The sequence below is a fragment of the Arthrobacter pityocampae genome, from assembly GCF_002927275.1.
GTDB lineage: Bacteria > Actinomycetota > Actinomycetes > Actinomycetales > Micrococcaceae > Arthrobacter_D > Arthrobacter_D pityocampae.
The window spans coordinates 317,844-334,549 of sequence record NZ_PRKW01000002.1; the positions used below are offsets into that span (position 1 = coordinate 317,844).

The 16,706-nt window shown below is 70.7% G+C and carries 16 protein-coding genes; 5 read left to right on the top strand and 11 right to left on the bottom strand.

From position 1 onward, the window contains the following. Positions 1–24: 24 nt before the first annotated feature. From secF to pdxT, 8 genes are all read right to left on the bottom strand, one after another. Positions 25–1,023: a protein translocase subunit SecF gene (gene secF / locus C4K88_RS05315; RefSeq protein ID WP_104120586.1), complete on the bottom strand. Its 999-nt coding sequence runs from the start codon at positions 1,021–1,023 to the stop codon at positions 25–27. Further along, positions 1,020–2,765, bottom strand: coding sequence for a protein translocase subunit SecD (secD, locus tag C4K88_RS05320; RefSeq protein WP_104120587.1), 1,746 nt, complete (start codon positions 2,763–2,765; stop codon positions 1,020–1,022). The genes secF and secD overlap by 4 nt, the downstream gene beginning before the upstream one ends. Before the next feature lie 75 nt (positions 2,766–2,840). Continuing rightward, positions 2,841–3,437 carry a preprotein translocase subunit YajC gene (gene yajC, locus C4K88_RS05325; protein ID WP_241521719.1) on the bottom strand — a complete coding sequence of 199 codons (597 nt, stop codon included), beginning with the start codon at positions 3,435–3,437 and terminating at the stop codon, positions 2,841–2,843. A 97-nt stretch (positions 3,438–3,534) separates the two neighbouring features. Next, positions 3,535–4,650 (bottom strand): Holliday junction branch migration DNA helicase RuvB, encoded by a 1,116-nt coding sequence (gene ruvB / locus C4K88_RS05330; protein WP_241521720.1) that lies wholly within the window; start codon positions 4,648–4,650, stop codon positions 3,535–3,537. After that, positions 4,647–5,276 carry a Holliday junction branch migration protein RuvA gene (gene ruvA / locus C4K88_RS05335; protein WP_104120588.1) on the bottom strand — a complete coding sequence of 210 codons (630 nt, stop codon included), beginning with the start codon at positions 5,274–5,276 and terminating at the stop codon, positions 4,647–4,649. Before ruvA ends, ruvB begins: the two co-directional genes overlap by 4 nt. Before the next feature lie 127 nt (positions 5,277–5,403). Then, positions 5,404–5,985, bottom strand: a complete 582-nt coding sequence (gene ruvC, locus C4K88_RS05340; protein ID WP_104120589.1) for a crossover junction endodeoxyribonuclease RuvC — start codon at positions 5,983–5,985, stop codon at positions 5,404–5,406. Between the two features lie 36 nt (positions 5,986–6,021). Further along, the gene (locus tag C4K88_RS05345) at positions 6,022–6,780 is read right to left on the bottom strand and encodes a YebC/PmpR family DNA-binding transcriptional regulator (RefSeq protein WP_104120590.1); all 759 of its coding nucleotides are present in this window, start codon (positions 6,778–6,780) and stop codon (positions 6,022–6,024) included. Between the two features lie 2 nt (positions 6,781–6,782). After that, on the bottom strand, positions 6,783–7,511 hold the full coding sequence (gene pdxT / locus C4K88_RS05350; protein WP_104120591.1) for a pyridoxal 5'-phosphate synthase glutaminase subunit PdxT: 729 nt from the start codon (positions 7,509–7,511) through the stop codon (positions 6,783–6,785). A 102-nt stretch (positions 7,512–7,613) separates the two neighbouring features. Here pdxT and C4K88_RS05355 point away from each other — a divergent pair, with 102 nt between their 5' ends. Together C4K88_RS05355 and C4K88_RS05360 are read left to right on the top strand one after the other, a co-directional pair. Beyond that, the gene (locus C4K88_RS05355) at positions 7,614–8,885 is read left to right on the top strand and encodes a Mur ligase family protein (RefSeq protein ID WP_104120592.1); all 1,272 of its coding nucleotides are present in this window, start codon (positions 7,614–7,616) and stop codon (positions 8,883–8,885) included. Next, a complete protein-coding gene (locus C4K88_RS05360; protein ID WP_104120593.1) occupies positions 8,885–9,655 on the top strand; it encodes a type 1 glutamine amidotransferase in 771 nt (256 codons plus the stop codon). The genes C4K88_RS05355 and C4K88_RS05360 overlap by 1 nt, the downstream gene beginning before the upstream one ends. Before the next feature lie 31 nt (positions 9,656–9,686). On the opposite strand, the gene C4K88_RS05365 is transcribed toward C4K88_RS05360, so the two are convergent. Next, on the bottom strand, positions 9,687–11,279 hold the full coding sequence (locus C4K88_RS05365; RefSeq protein ID WP_104120594.1) for an alpha/beta hydrolase domain-containing protein: 1,593 nt from the start codon (positions 11,277–11,279) through the stop codon (positions 9,687–9,689). Between the two features lie 206 nt (positions 11,280–11,485). Here C4K88_RS05365 and C4K88_RS05370 point away from each other — a divergent pair, with 206 nt between their 5' ends. Together C4K88_RS05370 and C4K88_RS05375 are read left to right on the top strand one after the other, a co-directional pair. Then, positions 11,486–13,495 (top strand): M3 family metallopeptidase, encoded by a 2,010-nt coding sequence (locus C4K88_RS05370; protein ID WP_104120595.1) that lies wholly within the window; start codon positions 11,486–11,488, stop codon positions 13,493–13,495. 380 nt (positions 13,496–13,875) lie between these two features. Further along, positions 13,876–14,238: a GNAT family N-acetyltransferase gene (locus C4K88_RS05375; protein WP_206604350.1), complete on the top strand. Its 363-nt coding sequence runs from the start codon at positions 13,876–13,878 to the stop codon at positions 14,236–14,238. Between the two features lie 79 nt (positions 14,239–14,317). Here C4K88_RS05375 and pdxS read toward each other — a convergent pair whose 3' ends face one another. Together pdxS and C4K88_RS05385 are read right to left on the bottom strand one after the other, a co-directional pair. Then, positions 14,318–15,232, bottom strand: a complete 915-nt coding sequence (gene pdxS, locus C4K88_RS05380) for a pyridoxal 5'-phosphate synthase lyase subunit PdxS (RefSeq protein ID WP_104120597.1) — start codon at positions 15,230–15,232, stop codon at positions 14,318–14,320. Between the two features lie 35 nt (positions 15,233–15,267). Continuing rightward, positions 15,268–15,495, bottom strand: coding sequence for a hypothetical protein (locus C4K88_RS05385; protein ID WP_104120598.1), 228 nt, complete (start codon positions 15,493–15,495; stop codon positions 15,268–15,270). A 264-nt stretch (positions 15,496–15,759) separates the two neighbouring features. Between C4K88_RS05385 and C4K88_RS05390 the strand changes: the two genes are divergently transcribed. Next, on the top strand, positions 15,760–16,584 hold the full coding sequence (locus C4K88_RS05390) for a sigma-70 family RNA polymerase sigma factor (protein WP_241521721.1): 825 nt from the start codon (positions 15,760–15,762) through the stop codon (positions 16,582–16,584). Positions 16,585–16,706: the final 122 nt, after the last annotated feature.

Genomic DNA, 16,706 nt, shown 5'->3' on the forward strand with positions numbered 1-16,706 from the left:
GCCGATGCTAGGGAGGTGGAGGACTCAGGCCGGGGACGCCGTCAGGGACCGGCGGGCGAGGACCCTCTCCTCCTGCTTCTTCAGCTCGGGCTCGTTGATGCGCAGCGCGGCGTACAGCGGCGCGGCGATGAAGATGGTGCCGAGGGTGCCGAGGATGATGCCGATGAACAGGGCCAGCGACAGGTCCTGGAGCGTCCCGGCGCCGAGCAGGAAGGACCCGATGAACAGGATCGAGGCGACCGGGAGGATCGCGACGACGGAGGTGTTGATGGACCGGACGAGTGTCTGGTTCACCGCGAGGTTGACCTGTTCGGCGAAGGTCCGCTCCACGGAGGTCTTCATGTCCGCGGTATTCTCGCGGATCTTGTCGAACACCACCACGGTGTCGTAGAGGGCATAGCTCAGGATCGTCAGGAAGCCGATGATCGCCGACGGGGTGACCTCGAAGTTGCTGAGCGAGTAGAGCCCGGCCGTGAGGACCATGACCACCACCAGGGCGGCCATCGCGGCCAGCGCCATCTTCCAGGTCCGGAAGTAGAGCGCCATGAGGATCGCGGCCAGGAGGACGAACACCCCGAATCCGATGAGCGCCTGCCGGCTGACGTCCTCACCCCAGGTGGGTCCCACGTAGCTCGAGGTGACCTGGTCCTCGCCCACGCCGTAGCCCGTGGCCAGGTTGTCACGGACGCTCAGCGTCTGGTCGTCGGAGAGGCGTTCGGTCTGGACGCGCATGGTGTCGCCGGCGATGTTGGTGACACGCGGCACGGCCTCGGGGACGACGTCGGTCACCGCCCGTTCGCCGATCGCGGGATCGGTGTCCTGGGTGGAGGACACCGTGAATTCCGAGCCGCCCCGGAAGTCGATGCCGAGGTTGAAGCCGCCCTTGACCACCGGGATGATGATCGAGATCAGCAGGGCGACGCCGGCGATGAGGAACCAGAGGTTCCGCCTGGCGACGAAGGGGTAGGAGCGCTTCCCCGAGTACAGCTCGTTGCCGAAGGTGGCGAAGTTCGTGCGGCTCATTCGTTGGTCTCTTTCTGGGAGGAACCGGTGCGGCCCGCGAGGGCCTTCTGCTGTTCCGCACGGCGACGCTCGGCGATGGTCAGGCGGCGCTCGGCCTCGGCCGAGGCGCCCTTGTTCTTGGTCCGTGCGACGGTGACCGGCTTGACCGTGCCCTCGCCGGGCTGGCGGAGGCGGCCGGCGCCGCGGTACAGCGGGATGCCTCCGAGCCGGCTCGGATCCAGGCCGGACCAGGGGTGGCCCTCGCCGAAGAACTTCGTCCGCGCCAGGAGCCGGAGGACCGGGTGGGTGAAGAGGAAGACGACGATGAGGTCGGCGATCGCGGTGAGGCCGAGCGTGAACGCGAATCCGCGGACGTTGCCGACGGCGACGAAGTAGAGCACGAGCGCCGCCAGCAGGTTGACGGCCTTCGATGCGAGCACGGTGCGCTTGGCGCGCCGCCAGCCGTTCTCGACGGCGGAGACGAGCCCGCGTCCTTCGCGGAGTTCGTCGCGGATGCGCTCGAAGTAGACGATGAACGAGTCGGCGGTCTGGCCGATGGCCACGATGAGGCCTGCCACCCCGGCGAGCGAGAGGCGGTAGTTCTCCGTCCAGCCGAGGATGCAGATGGCGAGGTAGGTCAGGACACCGGCGACGACGAGGGAGGCGATGGTGACCAGCCCGAGGAGCCGGTACTGGAACATCGAGTAGGCGGCGACGAGCAGGAGGCCGATCAGGCCGGCGATGAGCCCGAGGCGCAGCTGGTCTGCGCCCAGGGTCGCCGAGATCTGCTGTTCGCTCTGGATCTCGAAGCTGATCGGCAGGGCCCCGTACTTGAGCTGCTCCGCCAGGGCCGCCGCGGATTCCTCCGTGAAGCTGCCGCTGATGGAGGGGTTGCCGTCGGGGATGACGGCGTTGGTGGTCGGCGCGGACACGATCCGGCCGTCGAGGACGATCGCGAACTGGTTGCGCGGATCGCCCTCCCCGAAGGCGTAGAGCCGCTCGGTGACCTCACGGAAGACCTCGGTGCCCTCGTCGTTGAAGTCGATGTTCACGGCCCAGCTGTTGAGGGTCTGCCCTCCCTGGCTGCGCTCCAGTCCGTAGCTCGCCGTGGAGATGTCGGTTCCGGGCACCTCGACGGGGCCGAGGATGTACTTGCCCTGCGTGTCGGGCTCGCAGGCGACCATCGGCTTGTCGGCGGGCGCGGGCTCCTCGGCGGGCTCCAGGGCTGCCGGGTCGAGGCAGTCGAGCGCCTCGAACTCCTGGTACAGCTCGGGGGTGATCCAGTTGGGATCACTCGCGTCCTTCGGCTCGGCGGCCGGCTGCGGGAGCTGGTCCTCCGGCGTCGGCGTCTCCGCGGCCGGCGCCTGGCCGGGCCCGCCGGTGAGGACGGGGCGGAACTCCATCTGGGCGGAGGCCTGGATGAGGTCGCGGGTCTGCGCGTCGGGGGTGCCGGGCAGGGAGACGATCACGTTCTGGCCGGACTGCGTGCTGATCTCGGCCTCCGCGACGCCGGACCCGTCGACGCGCTGGCGGATGATCTCCACCGCCTGGTCGAGCTGCTCGGGTGTGATCTCGCTGCCGTCCTGGACCCGGGGGGCGAGGATCATCTGCGTCCCGCCTTCGAGGTCGAGGGCGAGGCGCGGGCTCCAGCTCGCGGTGCTCCAGTGGGCGCCCGCTCCCAGCAGGGTGGCGAGCAGTGCTGTCAGTACGCCCAGCCAGACGAGTGTCCGCTTGGCTGCCGTCCCGGGACCGGTACGAGGCATGGTGGATGTCCTTATGCAGTGGCGCGTCGGGGCGCCGGTGGATCGTGGGGGCCCCGTAGGGGGCCCTACGGAATGCTAGTGGTCCGGGTTCGCTTTCGGGTCGCGGGGGTCGCGCGCGTCGCGCTTTTCCCGCTCGGGCTCCCGGTTCAGGCGCTCGAGCGTCTCCTCGGGGGTCTCGACGCCCGACGGCGACCCCGGGGTCCCCGCGGCCGTGGAACCACCGGCGGAGGCCCCGCCGGCCGTGCGGTCGACGCCGTCGATGGAGGACACGTCGTCGGGCACCGACGCGGCGTCGTAGCCGTCGCCGGTCCGGTCCGCCGGATCGACGACGGGGGCCTCGGCGTCCTCTGAGGCGACGGCGGGGTGCTGCTCGACCACCTTGGAGAGCGCCTGCGTGTGGACCGTCGCACGGGTGCCGGGCGCGAGCTCGAGGACGGCCTTGTTGTTCTCCTGGTCGATCGAGACGATGGTCCCGAACAGGCCGAACTGGGTCATGACCTCGGTGCCGGGCTCCATCTGGGTCCGCATGTCCTTGACCTGCTGCTGCGTCTTCCGCTGCCGGCGGAACATCGTGAAGATGAGGAAGGCAAGGGCCAGCGGGAGCAGCAGGCTGAAGATGTCGAAACCGCCGGACTGCCCGGTGGTGGAGGTGGCGACTACATGTGCAAGCACTGGGGATCCGTTCCTGGGGGTGGGGTGTGGGGCAGGGCTGTGCCGCGGCACACATCGTGAGACACCAGTGTAGAGCTGTTTCCTGAGCGTCCCCGCGTCAGGAGTCGGTCTGCGCCCAGCTGTCGACCGTCGGATCCGTGGCCGCCAGGTCCTCGGGCGTGACGGAGAACAGGTCCTCGGGCATCGCGGCGGCGACGTTTGCCGGCATCTCGAATCCCAGGTGCCGCCACGCGGCCGCGGTCGCGATGCGGCCTCTCGGCGTGCGCCCGAGCATGCCCTCGCGGACCAGGTAGGGTTCGGCGACGGTCTCGACCGTCTCCGGTTCCTCACCGACGGCGATGGCCAGTGTCGACAGGCCCACGGGCCCGCCGTTGAACTTCGTGATGAGCGCCGAGAGCACCGAGCGGTCCAGCCGGTCGAGGCCCCGTGCGTCCACCTCGTACATGTCCAGTGCCGCACCCGCGGACCGGGCGTCGATGAGGTCGACGCCGTGCACCAGCGCCCAGTCCCGGACGCGCCGGAGCAGGCGGTTGGAGATACGCGGGGTGCCGCGGGACCGGCCGGCGATCTCCGCGAACGCGGCCGAGTTCACCTTCATGTCCATGAGCATCGCGGAACGGCGGAGCACGAGCTCCAGCTCCTCCGTCGAGTAGAACTCGAGGTGCCCGGTGAAGCCGAAGCGGTCCCGGAGCGGTCCGGGCAGCAGACCCGCGCGGGTCGTGGCGCCGACGAGGGTGAAGGGCGGCAGCTCGAGCGGTATCGCGGTCGCCCCGGGCCCCTTGCCGACGATGATGTCGACGCGGAAGTCCTCCATGGCCATGTAGAGCATCTCCTCGGCGGGCCGGGACATGCGGTGGATCTCGTCGAGGAAGAGGACCTCACCCTCGGTGAGGGAGGAGAGGATCGCCGCGAGGTCACCGGCGTGCTGGATGGCGGGCCCCGACGTGATGCGCAGCGGGGCGTTCATCTCGGCCGCGATGATCATCGCGAGCGTCGTCTTGCCCAGGCCCGGAGGACCGGACAGGAGCACGTGGTCCGCGCTCCGCCCGCGCAGGCGGGACGCCTCGAGGACGAGTGAGAGCTGCCGGCGCACGCGCTTCTGGCCCACGAAGTCGTCGAGGTTCTTCGGCCGGAGCGCCGCCTCGACGGCGCGGTCCTCCGGGTCCGCGGCCGGCGCGACGAGCGGCGCCTCCTCCTGCTGCCTGTCGCTCATCGGCCCACCGCCGTCCGTGCCGAGCTGCGGGCGCCGTCCTGGCCGAGCCGGCGCAGCGTGAGCTTCAGGATCTGGCCGACGTCACCGGTCGCGGCCACCTCGGGCGCCTCCTCCACGGCCGCGTCGATCGCGGCGGCGGCGTCCTTCTCGGACCAGCCGAGGCCCATCATGGCGGTGAGGACCTGGCCCTGCCAGGTCTGCTTGGGCACCCCGGGCGTCACCTCGAGGGGGACCAGCTTGCCGGCGAGCTCGAGCACGATGCGGCGGGCGCCCTTGGGTCCGATCCCGGACACCTTGCTGAACGCCTTGTCGTCACCCGAAGCCGCGGCGATGCGGATGGCCTCGGGGGTGTGGACGGCGAGGACGGCGAGGGCCAGGCGGGGACCGACGCCGCTGACGGCCAGGAGCGTCTCGAAGACCTCCCGCTGGTCGGCGTCCTCGAAGCCGAAGAGCGTCATCGAGTCCTCGCGCACGATCATGGCCGTCGCGACGCTCGCCTGCTCCCCCACCCGAAGCCCGGCGAGGGTCTGGGGGGTCGCCTGGACCAGCATGCCGAAGCCGTTGACGTCGAGGACGGCGGAGTGCAGGCCCACGTGGGTCACTGTTCCGCGCAGGGAACTGATCATGAAGGGCTCCAAGGGCACTTGCGGGACGGGACCACCGGGCGTCCACCCGGCGTCGAACATACGTTCTAATGCACTACGGTACCGGCGTCGGGCCGTCGGCACGAGTCGCCACACCGCGCGGAATGTCCTAGCGGCGGCGGGCCCGGGCCTCCGCCTCGGCCCAGAGGCGCTGCGCGGGGGTGACCAGTCCGCCGGTGATGGAGGCCGTGGCGGCGGCGGCCTGTGTGCCCACGCCGCGGCGCCACGCATGCGTGATCGCCAGGGCCAGGGCGTCGGCGGCGTCGGCGGGCCGGGGCGGCGTGTCGAGCCGGAGGATCTTCGTCACCATCTTCGTGACCGCGACCTTGTCCGCCTGCCCGTTGCCGGTGACCGCGGCTTTCACCTCGGTGGGCGTGTGCAGGGCCACCGGGATGCCCCGGCGCGCCGCGGACACGATGACGGCCCCGGTCGCCTGCGCGGTCCCCATCACGGTGCTGATGTTGGTCCCGCTGAACACGCGCTCGACGGCGAGTGCCTGCGGCTCGTGCAGGTCCAGCCACGAGTCGACGGCCTCGGCGATGACCAGGAGCCGCTGGTCGAGGCCCTGGCCGGCGTCGGTGCCGACCACGCCGACGGCCACGAGGGTGGAGCGCCGGTTCGGCTCGATGTCGACGACGGCGAGCCCGCAGCGGGTCAGCCCGGGGTCGATGCCCATCACACGGAAGGTCACGGGTCGCTCCGCAGTCCGGTGCCGGAGGGGACGATGTCAGTCGTCGTTCTCGAGCTCCGCCAGGACCTCGTCCGGCAGGTGCGCGTTCGAGTAGACGTTCTGGACGTCGTCGAGCTCCTCCAAAGCGTCCACGAGCTTCAGGAACTTGCGCGCGCCGTCGGCGTCCAGGTCCACCTGCATGGAGGGGACGAATTCGACGTCGTCCGTCTCGTACTCGATGCTGCTCTCGTCCAGCGCCGCGACGACGGCGCGGAGGTCCTGCGGCTCGGACACGATCTCGAAGGCCTCGGCGGACTCCTTGACCTCGTCCGCGCCGGCGTCGAGGACGGACATCAGCAGCTCGTCCTCGGTGAGGTCCTTCTTCGGCAGCGTGACGACGCCCTTGCGCGCGAACAGGTAGGCCACGGAGCCCGGGTCGGCGACCGTGCCGCCGTTGCGGGAGATGCCAAGGCGCACCTCGGAGGCCGCGCGGTTCTTGTTGTCCGTGAGGCACTCGATCAGCAGCGCCGAGCCCTGGGGGCCGCGGGCCTCGTACATGATGGTCTGGTAGTCGACGGCCTCGCCGAGCAGCCCAGCACCGCGCTTGACCGCGCGGTTGATGTTGTCGATGGGGACGGAGGTCTTCTTGGCCTTCGAGACGGCCAGTTCGAGTCCCGGGTTACCGGCGACGTCCGCGCCACCGGCTCGCGCCGCGACCTCGATGTTCTTGATCAGTTTGGCGAAGGACTTCGCGCGCTTGGCGTCGATCGCGGCCTTCTTGTGCTTCGTTGTTGCCCACTTGGAGTGCCCCGACATGCCTACGCTTCTCCTCTGATCATCCGGATAAACAGTTCGTGGACCCGCCGTTCCCCCGTGATCTCCGGGTGGAAGCTCGTGGCCAGCAGGTTCCCCGAACGTACTGCGACAATTCTAGCGACCGGTTCCAAGTCCGCTCCGGCACCGTCCCCGTCCGGGGTGGGCCCGGGCTGCGGCGTCTCCGCGGCGGGCACCTGCGCCAGCACCTCGACGCCGTCGCCGACCTTCTCGACCCACGGCGCGCGGATGAACACGGCCCGCACCGGATCGGTGCCGCGGGCGTCCCCCGTCGTGGCGAGTCCGCCGAACGCGAGATCGGCCTCGAAGGACTCGCGCTGGCGTCCGAACGCGTTGCGCCGCACCACCATGTCGAGGCCGCCGAGGGTCTGCTGGGGGTTGCCGAGGCGGTCCGCGGACGGGTCCGCGAGGACGTCGGAGAGCATGATCATGCCGGCGCAGGAACCGTAGACGGGCATCCCGCCGGCGATCCGCTCGCGCACCGGGTCGGCCAGCCCGAAGGTACGGGTGAGCTTGTCCATCGTGGTCGACTCCCCGCCGGGGATGATCAGGCCGTCCACCCCGGCCAGTTCCGAGGCCCGGCGGACGGGCACCGCGCGGCCGCCCAGGGACTCGATGGTCGCGATGTGCTCGCGGACATCGCCCTGGACGGCGAGGACGCCGACGACGACGCCGGGCGGGGGCGGAGGAGCCGGGGAGGACGAAGAGGTCATCCCCCGATTCTAGGTTCTCCGCCGCCCATCGCGGCCGGAGCGTGAGGAGCGCCTCCCCGCCGCGTCCCGGGCAGGCGCTCCGGGCTGCGATAATTTGTTGGCATGAATCCCCTTCCAGTTCTCGTGGGCAAGGCTGCGCGCTTCGCCTCCCGCCTGCGCGGCGGCGGCTCCGCGTTCCCGGGCCTCGTGGTCGAGCGCCTCGACCCCGGTTTCATGGGCCGCGCCCTGTCCACCCTCCCCCGCGGCGTCGTCGTCGTCAGCGGCACGAACGGCAAGACGACCACCACCAAGATGGTGGTGGAACTGCTCGAGGGCCAGGGCCTCACGGTGTTCACCAACCGCACGGGCAGCAACTTCACGCGCGGCGTCGCGGCGGCCCTCCTCGGCGAGGTGGACTGGCGCGGGCGCCTGAGCGCCGACGTCGCCGTCCTGGAACTGGACGAGGCCCACGCCGTGCACTTCGTGAAGCTCGTCCCGCCCCGGTACTCCCTGCTGCTGAACGTCCTCCGCGACCAGCTGGACCGCTTCGGGGAGATCGACGCGACCACGCGCCTGCTCGAGCGGATCGCCCTCGCCACCACGGGGACGGTCGTGCTGAACCGCGAGGACCCTCGCGTCGCCGGCCTGGCGTCCTCGATCACCGCGGCGGACGTCGTCTACTTCGGCCTCGACGCCTCGCTGCGGAGCACCTTCCCGAACGACGACGAACTGCGGGGCGCCGCGGGCACCGCACCGGCGTCGGCGCTGCCCGCCGACGTCGTCCTGACCTCCGTGGACGGCAACTCCGCCACCTTCGCGGTGGACGGCACGACGACGCGCACCGATCTCCGCCTGCGCGGCGTCTACAACATCTTCAACGCCGCCGCGGCCCTCGCGGCGGCCCGCGCGGTCCTCGGCGGCAGCGCCGACGGCGACCGCCTGTTCTCCTCCCTCGCCGCCGTCGAACCGGCGTTCGGCCGCGGTGAGAGCCTCGTCGTCGACGGTCAGGCGCTGGAACTGGTCCTCGTCAAGAACCCGAGCGGGTTCCGCCTGGGCCTGAAGTCCTTCGACCCCGCCGGCTGCGCGACCATGATCGCGATCAACGACAACTACGCCGACGGCCGCGACATGTCCTGGCTGTGGGACGTCGACTTCGACTCGCTGGGCCTCGGCGGGGTGGACGTCGTCAGCGGGGTCCGCGCCTACGACATGGCGCTGCGCCTGAAGTACGACGACGTCCGGGTCGGCGCCGTCGAACCCGACACCACCGACGCGCTCCGGCAGTTCATCCAGGGCTCCGCCGGCCGTCCGAAGCGCATCTTCTGCACCTATACCGCCATGCTCGCGGTCCGCCGCGAGCTCTCCAAGATCACGAAGGTCGAGGTGGTCTCCTGATGACTGACGCCCCATCCGCCGCCGCCCTCACCGAGGCGCCCGCCGATCCGCAGAAGGGATCGCTGCGCATCCTGCAGCTGTACCCCCGCGAGATGAACATCTACGGGGACTACGGCAACGTCCTCGTGCTCCGGCAGCGCCTGGCCTGGCGTGGCTACGGCGCCGAGATCCTCGAGCACGACGCGGGCGACACGTTCCCGGACGACGTCGACATCATCGTGGGCGGCGGCGGCCAGGACAGCGGCCAGGAGGTCATCCAGGAGGACCTCCAGTCCATCGCGCCGCGGCTGCGCGCCCTCGCCGAGGACGGCACGCCGATGCTCCTCATCTGCGGGCTGTACCAGCTGTTCGGCAACACCTTCCGGACCTACGAGGGCACCGTGATCCCCGGCATCGGGGTGCTCGACCTCGAGACCCGCGGCGGCTCCGAGCGGCTCATCGGGAACGTCGTGGCCACGAGCGAGGAGTTCGGGGAGATCCACGGCTACGAGAACCACAGCGGGCAGACCTTCCTGGGCGGCGGGCTGCGGCCCCTGGCGACCGTGGTGAAGGGGGCCGGCAACAACGCCGAGGAGAAGCACGAGGGCGCCCGCTACCGGAACATCGTGGCGAGCTACCTGCACGGCTCGCTGCTGCCGAAGAACCCGGCGATCGCCGACTTCCTCCTGCGCACCGCGGCGGAGCGGAAGTTCGGGGCGTTCGACGACGGCAGCGTGGACGACTCGCTCGCCGAGCTCGCCCGGCAGCACGCAGGAGCCCGCCCCCGGTAGGGGCCGGCGCCGGCGTGCTGCGGGACCCTGCTCAGGGGATGTCGCTCCGTGCCGCGTCGCGCCACAGCTCGCGGGCGTCGTAGCGTGTCAGGAATCCCTGGTCCTCGAGGCTCCGTGCACTGTCCTTGACCGCCCGGACGTAGCTGCCGTGGTTCCGGTACAGGCCGTCGAGCACGTCCTGGGACAGGGGCCGTTCATAGCCCGCGATGAAGCAGAACGACGCCCCCGTGGCGGTGCCGTACCAGGTGCTGGTGGGCGCGTCGAGGAAGGGCGAGCGGAGACCGCCCTGCACGTTGCCGAACTCGTCCAGCACGGGCGCCCCGTTCTTCACGAGGATCGGCTCGGCCCGCGGCGGCGCGATGCCCTCCCGCACCCAGAGGTCGAGGTTCCGGAGCGCGGCGTTGAAGAAGATGGAGCTGGGGAACCTGCTGCGCGGCCCCTCGTTGCACGAGGCCGGCGGGACGGCCCGGCCGGCGGCCTCGATGTCCGCGGACGACGCCGAATAGGTCAGCTCGTCCGGCGTCGCGTGTCCGGCACCGGCCATCTCGTAGTGCCGGTACTCGTCGTTCGGTGCGTCGCTGTCCGCACGGCGGGAGCCGATGCCGAGCAGGTAGTCGGACTGCGACATCATGCGCATGACGGGCACACCCACGTCCTTGAACTGGCGGCGGGTGTCGGTGGCCGGAGGAGCAGGCTCGCACTGGTTCATCGGGTAGGCGCCGGCGAAGGCTCCCCCGGCGACGGCGACGATGTAGGCGTCGTAGACGGGCTCCCCGTCCGACGCCACGACGAGCGGGTGCACGCCGTTGATGTAGTTGACGAGGTACCCGCCGGTCTGGGAGTACCCGAAACCGTAGGCGTACTCCACACGGGAGTCCCGCGCCCCGTAGCGGAGCGGGTTGTCGGCGTCGCTGCTCTTCAGCCACGCCCCCACCTGCGAGTAGATGTCCCAGATCAGGCCGTTCTCGGTGGTCCGGGCCGAGTCGGCGGCGACCGTCGCACAGTTCCGCGGATCATCCAGCGGCAGCGGGTTCGCGAAGGAGAGGGATGCGTACCGCTCCGGGTCGAAGGTCTTCAGCGCCTGGACCGCGATCGGTTTGGCGGTGATCCCCACCCAGGCGTCGCCGTTGGCCACGATCTGCTCCTGCGCCATGGCCCAGCCGATGTTGAGGTCGAACAGGTTGCTCGGGTTGAGCATCTCGACGACGACGTTGCCGCTGAACTTCTGCCCCTTCGCCGGCTTCCGGACGAGCACCCGGGTGGTGTACGGGGCATCCTCGGTGCGGATCTGGGCGGGTCCCGCGGACGGCCAGGTGTAGACGTTCGAGCTGCCGCTGACCAGGTACTCCTCCTCCACGTAGCCCAGCCGCGAGAGGTCCTGCGGGACCTCCTGGTGGTCGGCGGCACCGAACGGGTAGGAGTCGGCGGTCGAGGCGAGGGGACCCTCGACCCTGGGGATCGGCGTCGTGCCGTCCGATGATGCACCGTCCGATGATGCGCCGTCCGATGGCGGGGCGACCGTCGGCGGCGGTGGCGCCGCACCCGCGGGTCCGGCCGACACGCCGAGACCGGTGAGCGCGAGGGACAGTGTCAGCAGGATGGACGTCCGGGAACGGTGGATCATCGGTGCTCCTTCTCGAGGCCGGGCTGCGCTGCCCGGCGTGCCCCGCATCGCATCGGCGTCGGTGCCGTGCGCCCCCGCCCGGGGACCACCGGTCCGGGAAGGACGGGCGATCATCAGGCAGCGAAGCATTCCGACAGTAGGGAAACCCGCGCGGTCGGGTCAAGGGTGATGCGCACTCCTGCACCGACGTGCAAAAGTTAGTTCCCATGAGCAACCCTTTCCTTGAGCCCAGCACCCTCGACTACCAGCTGCCCCCGTTCGCGGCCATCCGGGACGAGCACTACCTGCCGGCGTTCGACGCCGGGTTCGCCGAGCACCTCGCCGAGATCGACAGCATCACGGGCTCCGGGGAACCGGCCTCGTTCGAGAACACGCTCGTCGCCCTCGAGCGCGCCGGAGGCACCCTGGACCGCGTCGCGCGGGTCTTCTTCAGCAACTCGGTCAGCCACGCGACCGAGGCCGTCCAGGAGCTCGAGCAGCAGATCGCCCCCCGCGTCGCGGAGCACGAGGACAACGTCCTGCTCAACCGGGCCCTCTTCGAGCGCCTCCGGCAGGTGCCCGTCGACGGCCTCGACGAGGAGTCGGCCCGCCTCGTGGAGGAATACCTCCGCCGCTTCGTGCGCGCGGGGGCCGAGCTCGACGACGACGCGCAGGCCACGCTGCGCCGGCTGAACGCCGAACTGTCCGCGCTGAGCACCGAGTTCTCGCAGAAGCTGCTGAAGGACACGAACGATTCCGCGTTGCTGCTCGGGACCGCCGAGGAACTCGACGGGCTCTCCGCCGACGCCATCTCCGCCGCAGCGACCGCGGCGTCGGACGCGGGACACCCGGGGAAGTACCTCCTGACACTCATCCTGCCCACCGCTCAGCCGGCGCTGGAGTCGCTCACGGACCGCGACGTCCGCCGTCGCCTGCACGAGGCATCCGTGACCCGCGGTGCGCGCGGCAACGACGCCGACACCCTCGCCGTCGCCGTGCGCATGACCGCCCTCCGTGCGGAGCGCGCGGCCCTCCTCGGCTTCGACACGCACGCCGCCGCGGCGACCGACAACCAGACCGCGCCGTCACTCGAGGCGATCATGGACCGCATGCGCGAACTCGCGGCCCCCGCGGTGCGTAACGCCCGGGCCGAGGCCGCGGAGCTCGAGGCGGAGGCCGGCCACGCCATCGAGCCCTGGGACTGGGCCTACTACGCCGCGAAGGTGCGGAAGGCGAAGTTCGACGTCGACCTGGAGGCCCTGCGCCCCTACTTCGAGCTGGAGCGCGTCCTGCAGGACGGCGTGTTCTACGCCGCGCACCGCCTGTACGGGCTCTCGTTCACGGAGCGCCCCGATCTCGCGGGCTACCACCCCGACGTCCGCGTGTGGGAGGTCTTCAACGAGGACGGGTCCGGGCTCGGGCTGTTCCTCGGGGATTTCTACACGCGCGACACCAAGAAGGGCGGCGCGTGGATGAACTCCTTCGTGGACCAGTCCCGGCTGGAGGGCACGCGGGCGGTCGTGATCAACAACCTGAACATCTCGATGCCGGGGGCGGGCGAGCCCACGCTGCTCTCCTACGACCAGGTGGTCACCCTGTTCCACGAGTTCGGCCACGCCCTGCACGGCCTGTTCTCCGACGTCACCTTCCCGCTCTTCGCCGGGACCTCGGTGCCCCGGGACTTCGTCGAGTACCCGTCGCAGGTCAACGAGATGTGGATCCTGTGGCCCGAGGTCATCGCGCACTACGCGCGGCACCACGAGACGGGCGAGGCACTCCCCCAGGACGTGATCGACCGCCTCCACGCGGCGGGCGCCTGGGGCGAGGGCTTCGAGACCACCGCCTACCTCGGCGCGACCCTCCTCGACCTCGCCTGGCACTCCCTGCCGGCCGGCACCGTGATCGAGGACCCGCTGGCCTTCGAGGCCGCGGCGCTCGCGGACGCCGGCGTCGACTTCGCGCCGGTCCCGCCCCGGTACCGCACCTCCTACTTCTCGCACATCTTCGCCGGCGGGTACGCGGCGTCCTACTACGCCTACATCTGGAGCGAGATGCTCGACGCCGACACCGTCGAGTGGTTCAAGTCCTCGGGCGGGCTCACCCGGGAGAACGGCGACCATTTCCGGCGCGAACTGCTCTCCCGCGGCAACGGCATCGATCCGCTGGAGGCGTTCCGCAGGTTCCGTGGGCGGGACGCGGAGCTCCAGCCCCTGCTGGTGCGCCGCGGCCTCGCATGAGGCGACCGTCCGCCGGCGGCCGGACATGGTGAGCGTCGCCGCCTGCCAGCGGCTGCAGTCCGCCTGGTGCGCGGCGCTCGCGACGGCGACCGGCGGCAGGACGTTCTCCACGCACGGCGCCACCTGGGTGTGGCTGCCGGCGCGGCGGGAGCTCATGATGATGTTCCCCGAGACCGTCCGCGCCCACGCCGTCCGGCCAGCCCTGGCCGAGGGCTCACGGCTCGGTGCGTCCTCGGCCAGGGTCTGGCTCAACAGCGCGGTGGACGGCGCAGACCTCGGTGGTCTCGGCTTCAGCCCGAGCTGGCAGCCGTGGTGGATGGCCGCGCCCGTCGCCGCCGTCGTCGGGTCCGGGGACGGCGCCGCCTCCCTCACCACCGGAGGTGCCCGACTACTCGGGGCCGTTGCAGCAGGAGCTGCGGGTGGTGCGGTCCGAGCCCCGCCAGGCCTGGCACGCCGTGACGCGCGACCCCGCGCACGGCAATATCTCCGGCGCCGGGTACTCGTTCCACCCGGCCGGGATCGCGGGGCTGCACCGGCTCGGCGGCATCCACCACCTCGAGGTCCTGCCGGCGTACCAGCGGCAGGGGCTCGCGACGGCGCTGCTCAGTGCCACCGCGCGCGCCGCGGGCGAGGCGGGGGCGGAGGACCTCGCCGTGAATGCCACGCCGCAGGGCTACGCGTTCCTCTCCCGGCGGGGATTCACGCTGCTCGGCCGCGGGAAGACCTTCGTCCTGGGGTTCTGACCTGATCCGCGTCCGGGTCCAGGGAACGCGAAAGGGCCGCAGCCGGAGAGCTGCGACCCTTCGGGACGAGACGGGCGGACTACCAGCCGCGCTCCGCCAGGCGGTGCGGCTGCGGGATCTCGTCGACGTTGATGCCCACCATGGCTTCGCCGAGGCCGCGGGAGACCTTGGCGATCATGTCGGGGTCGTCGTGGAACGTCGTCGCCTGGACGATGGCGTTCGCGCGCTCGGCCGGGTTGCCCGACTTGAAGATGCCGGAGCCCACGAACACGCCGTCCGCGCCGAGCTGCATCATCATCGCCGCATCCGCGGGGGTGGCGATGCCGCCGGCGGTGAAGAGCACGACCGGCAGGCGACCGGCAGCGGCCACCTCCTTCACGAGCTCGTACGGCGCCTGCAGTTCCTTCGCGGCCACGTACAGCTCGTCCTCGGCCATCGAGGACAGGCGGTTGATCTCCGAGCGGATCTTGCGCATGTGCATCGTGGCGTTCGAGACGTCACCGGTACCGGCCTCACCCTTGGACCGGATCATGGCCGCACCCTCGTTGATGCGCCGCAGGGCCTCCCCGAGGTTCGTGGCGCCGCACACGAAGGGGATCGTGAACTTCCACTTGTCGATGTGGTTGGTGAAGTCCGCGGGAGTGAGGACCTCGGACTCGTCGATGTAGTCGACGCCGAGGGACTGCAGCACCTGTGCCTCCACGAAGTGGCCGATCCTCGCCTTGGCCATGACCGGGATGGAGACGGCCGCGATGATGCTGTCGATCATGTCGGGATCGCTCATGCGGGAGACGCCGCCCTGGGCACGGATGTCCGCGGGCACCCGCTCGAGGGCCATGACGGCGACGGCACCGGCATCCTCGGCGATGCGGGCCTGCTCGGCCGTGACGACGTCCATGATGACGCCGCCCTTGAGCATCTCGGCCATACCGCGCTTCACCCGGTTTCCACCGGTCTGCGCTGCGGGTGCCGGGTTTCCTTCAACGGTGGACACAACTTGCCCCTAAAAGGTAGATAAAAGCTGACACTTCATGATACGCGTCCGGTGCCGACCACTCGGCCGCCCGCGACCGCCTCGCGTCGCTCGAGTTCATCCAGCAGCCGATCGAGGGGCTCGTCGGGCCACGGCGAGGACGGCCCATCGGCGCCGCCGCTCGGCGGGCCGCCACGGGCGGCGGCTCCCCGCTCCAGCAGGAGCAGCTCCGCCTGCGAGACGATGTGCAGGTCGGGCGGCAGGAACGCGGGGATGTGCGGCATGGCGTGTCCTTCTTCTCAGCGTGGTCGGTCCCCCTTCAGACGGGTCCCACGGCCGCAAGTCATCGCACCCATCGCTGGTGGATCAGGGCGGCACACCGAAGTTTTGCCCGGTGTAAGCCGAGGAACCTCAGCCTTTGAGCAGGATTGACCTAAGGGGCCTCCGCGCCCGAAATGCCGCTGATAGCTTCATCTCGACACCGCCGCTCGGGCAGCCTTCACGGGCCGCCGGGCAGCAATGCGACTAAGCAGCTGGGGAGCTTGCTCATGCATTCACGGAACCGTGAACAACTCATCGTCGACAACCTGCCCTTGGTCGGGTATCTCGTCTCGTCCTTGTGTGCCCGCGCCACGCATCTCTCGCGGGAGGACCTGGCCTCGGTCGGCGCGATCGCACTCATCACGTCGGCCGACTCCTTCGATCCGACGCTCGGCGTGCCCTTCGGGGCGTACGCCCGGCGCCGCATCACCGGCGCCTTCGCGGACGAGATGCGGTCCAACGACTGGGCGCCGCGGTCCGTCCGACGCCGGATCGGCGACACCCTCGGTGCGCAGGACGCCCTCGCGGCCACTCTGGGACGGAAGCCGACGACGGACGAGCTCGCCATGACGCTGGGCGTCAGCCGCCAGGACGTCCATTCCGCGCTCGACGACGCCGCCCGCTCCGTGCACGTCCTGGACGACACGGTGCTCGACCTCGTCCCCTCCCTCGACCAGCTGCCCGAGGCGTCCCTCCTCGCCGACGAGCAGATCCGGCACCTGCGGGCCGCCGTGGTCCACCTTCCCGCCCGCATGCGGCACATCATCGAGCAGGTCTTCTTCGAGGGCCGCTCGGTGACCGACGTCGCCGCCGAGCTCGGGACCACGCACTCGGCCGTGTCCCAGCAGAAGTCCGAGGCGCTCCGGCTGCTGCACGACGGGCTCGCCACCCACTACTCCGACACCCCCGGTGCGTCACCCGCCCCGACGTCCAGGGTGGCTCCGAAGCGGCGCGCCGAGTACCTCTCCGCCCTGGGCACCGCCGTGACGCCCCTGCGCGACCATGCGGCCGCGTTCGCCGGAGTCCGGCCGGTCCTCGCCTCCGTCTCCTGACGCGGGGGGCTCCTCCTGACGCGGGGGGCTCGCCGGCACCCCATCCGACAGGACGGCTATGGCGGGTCTTCACATCCAGGACCCGCCGTAGCTGCGCACCGACGCTCAGCGGTGCCGGGTGC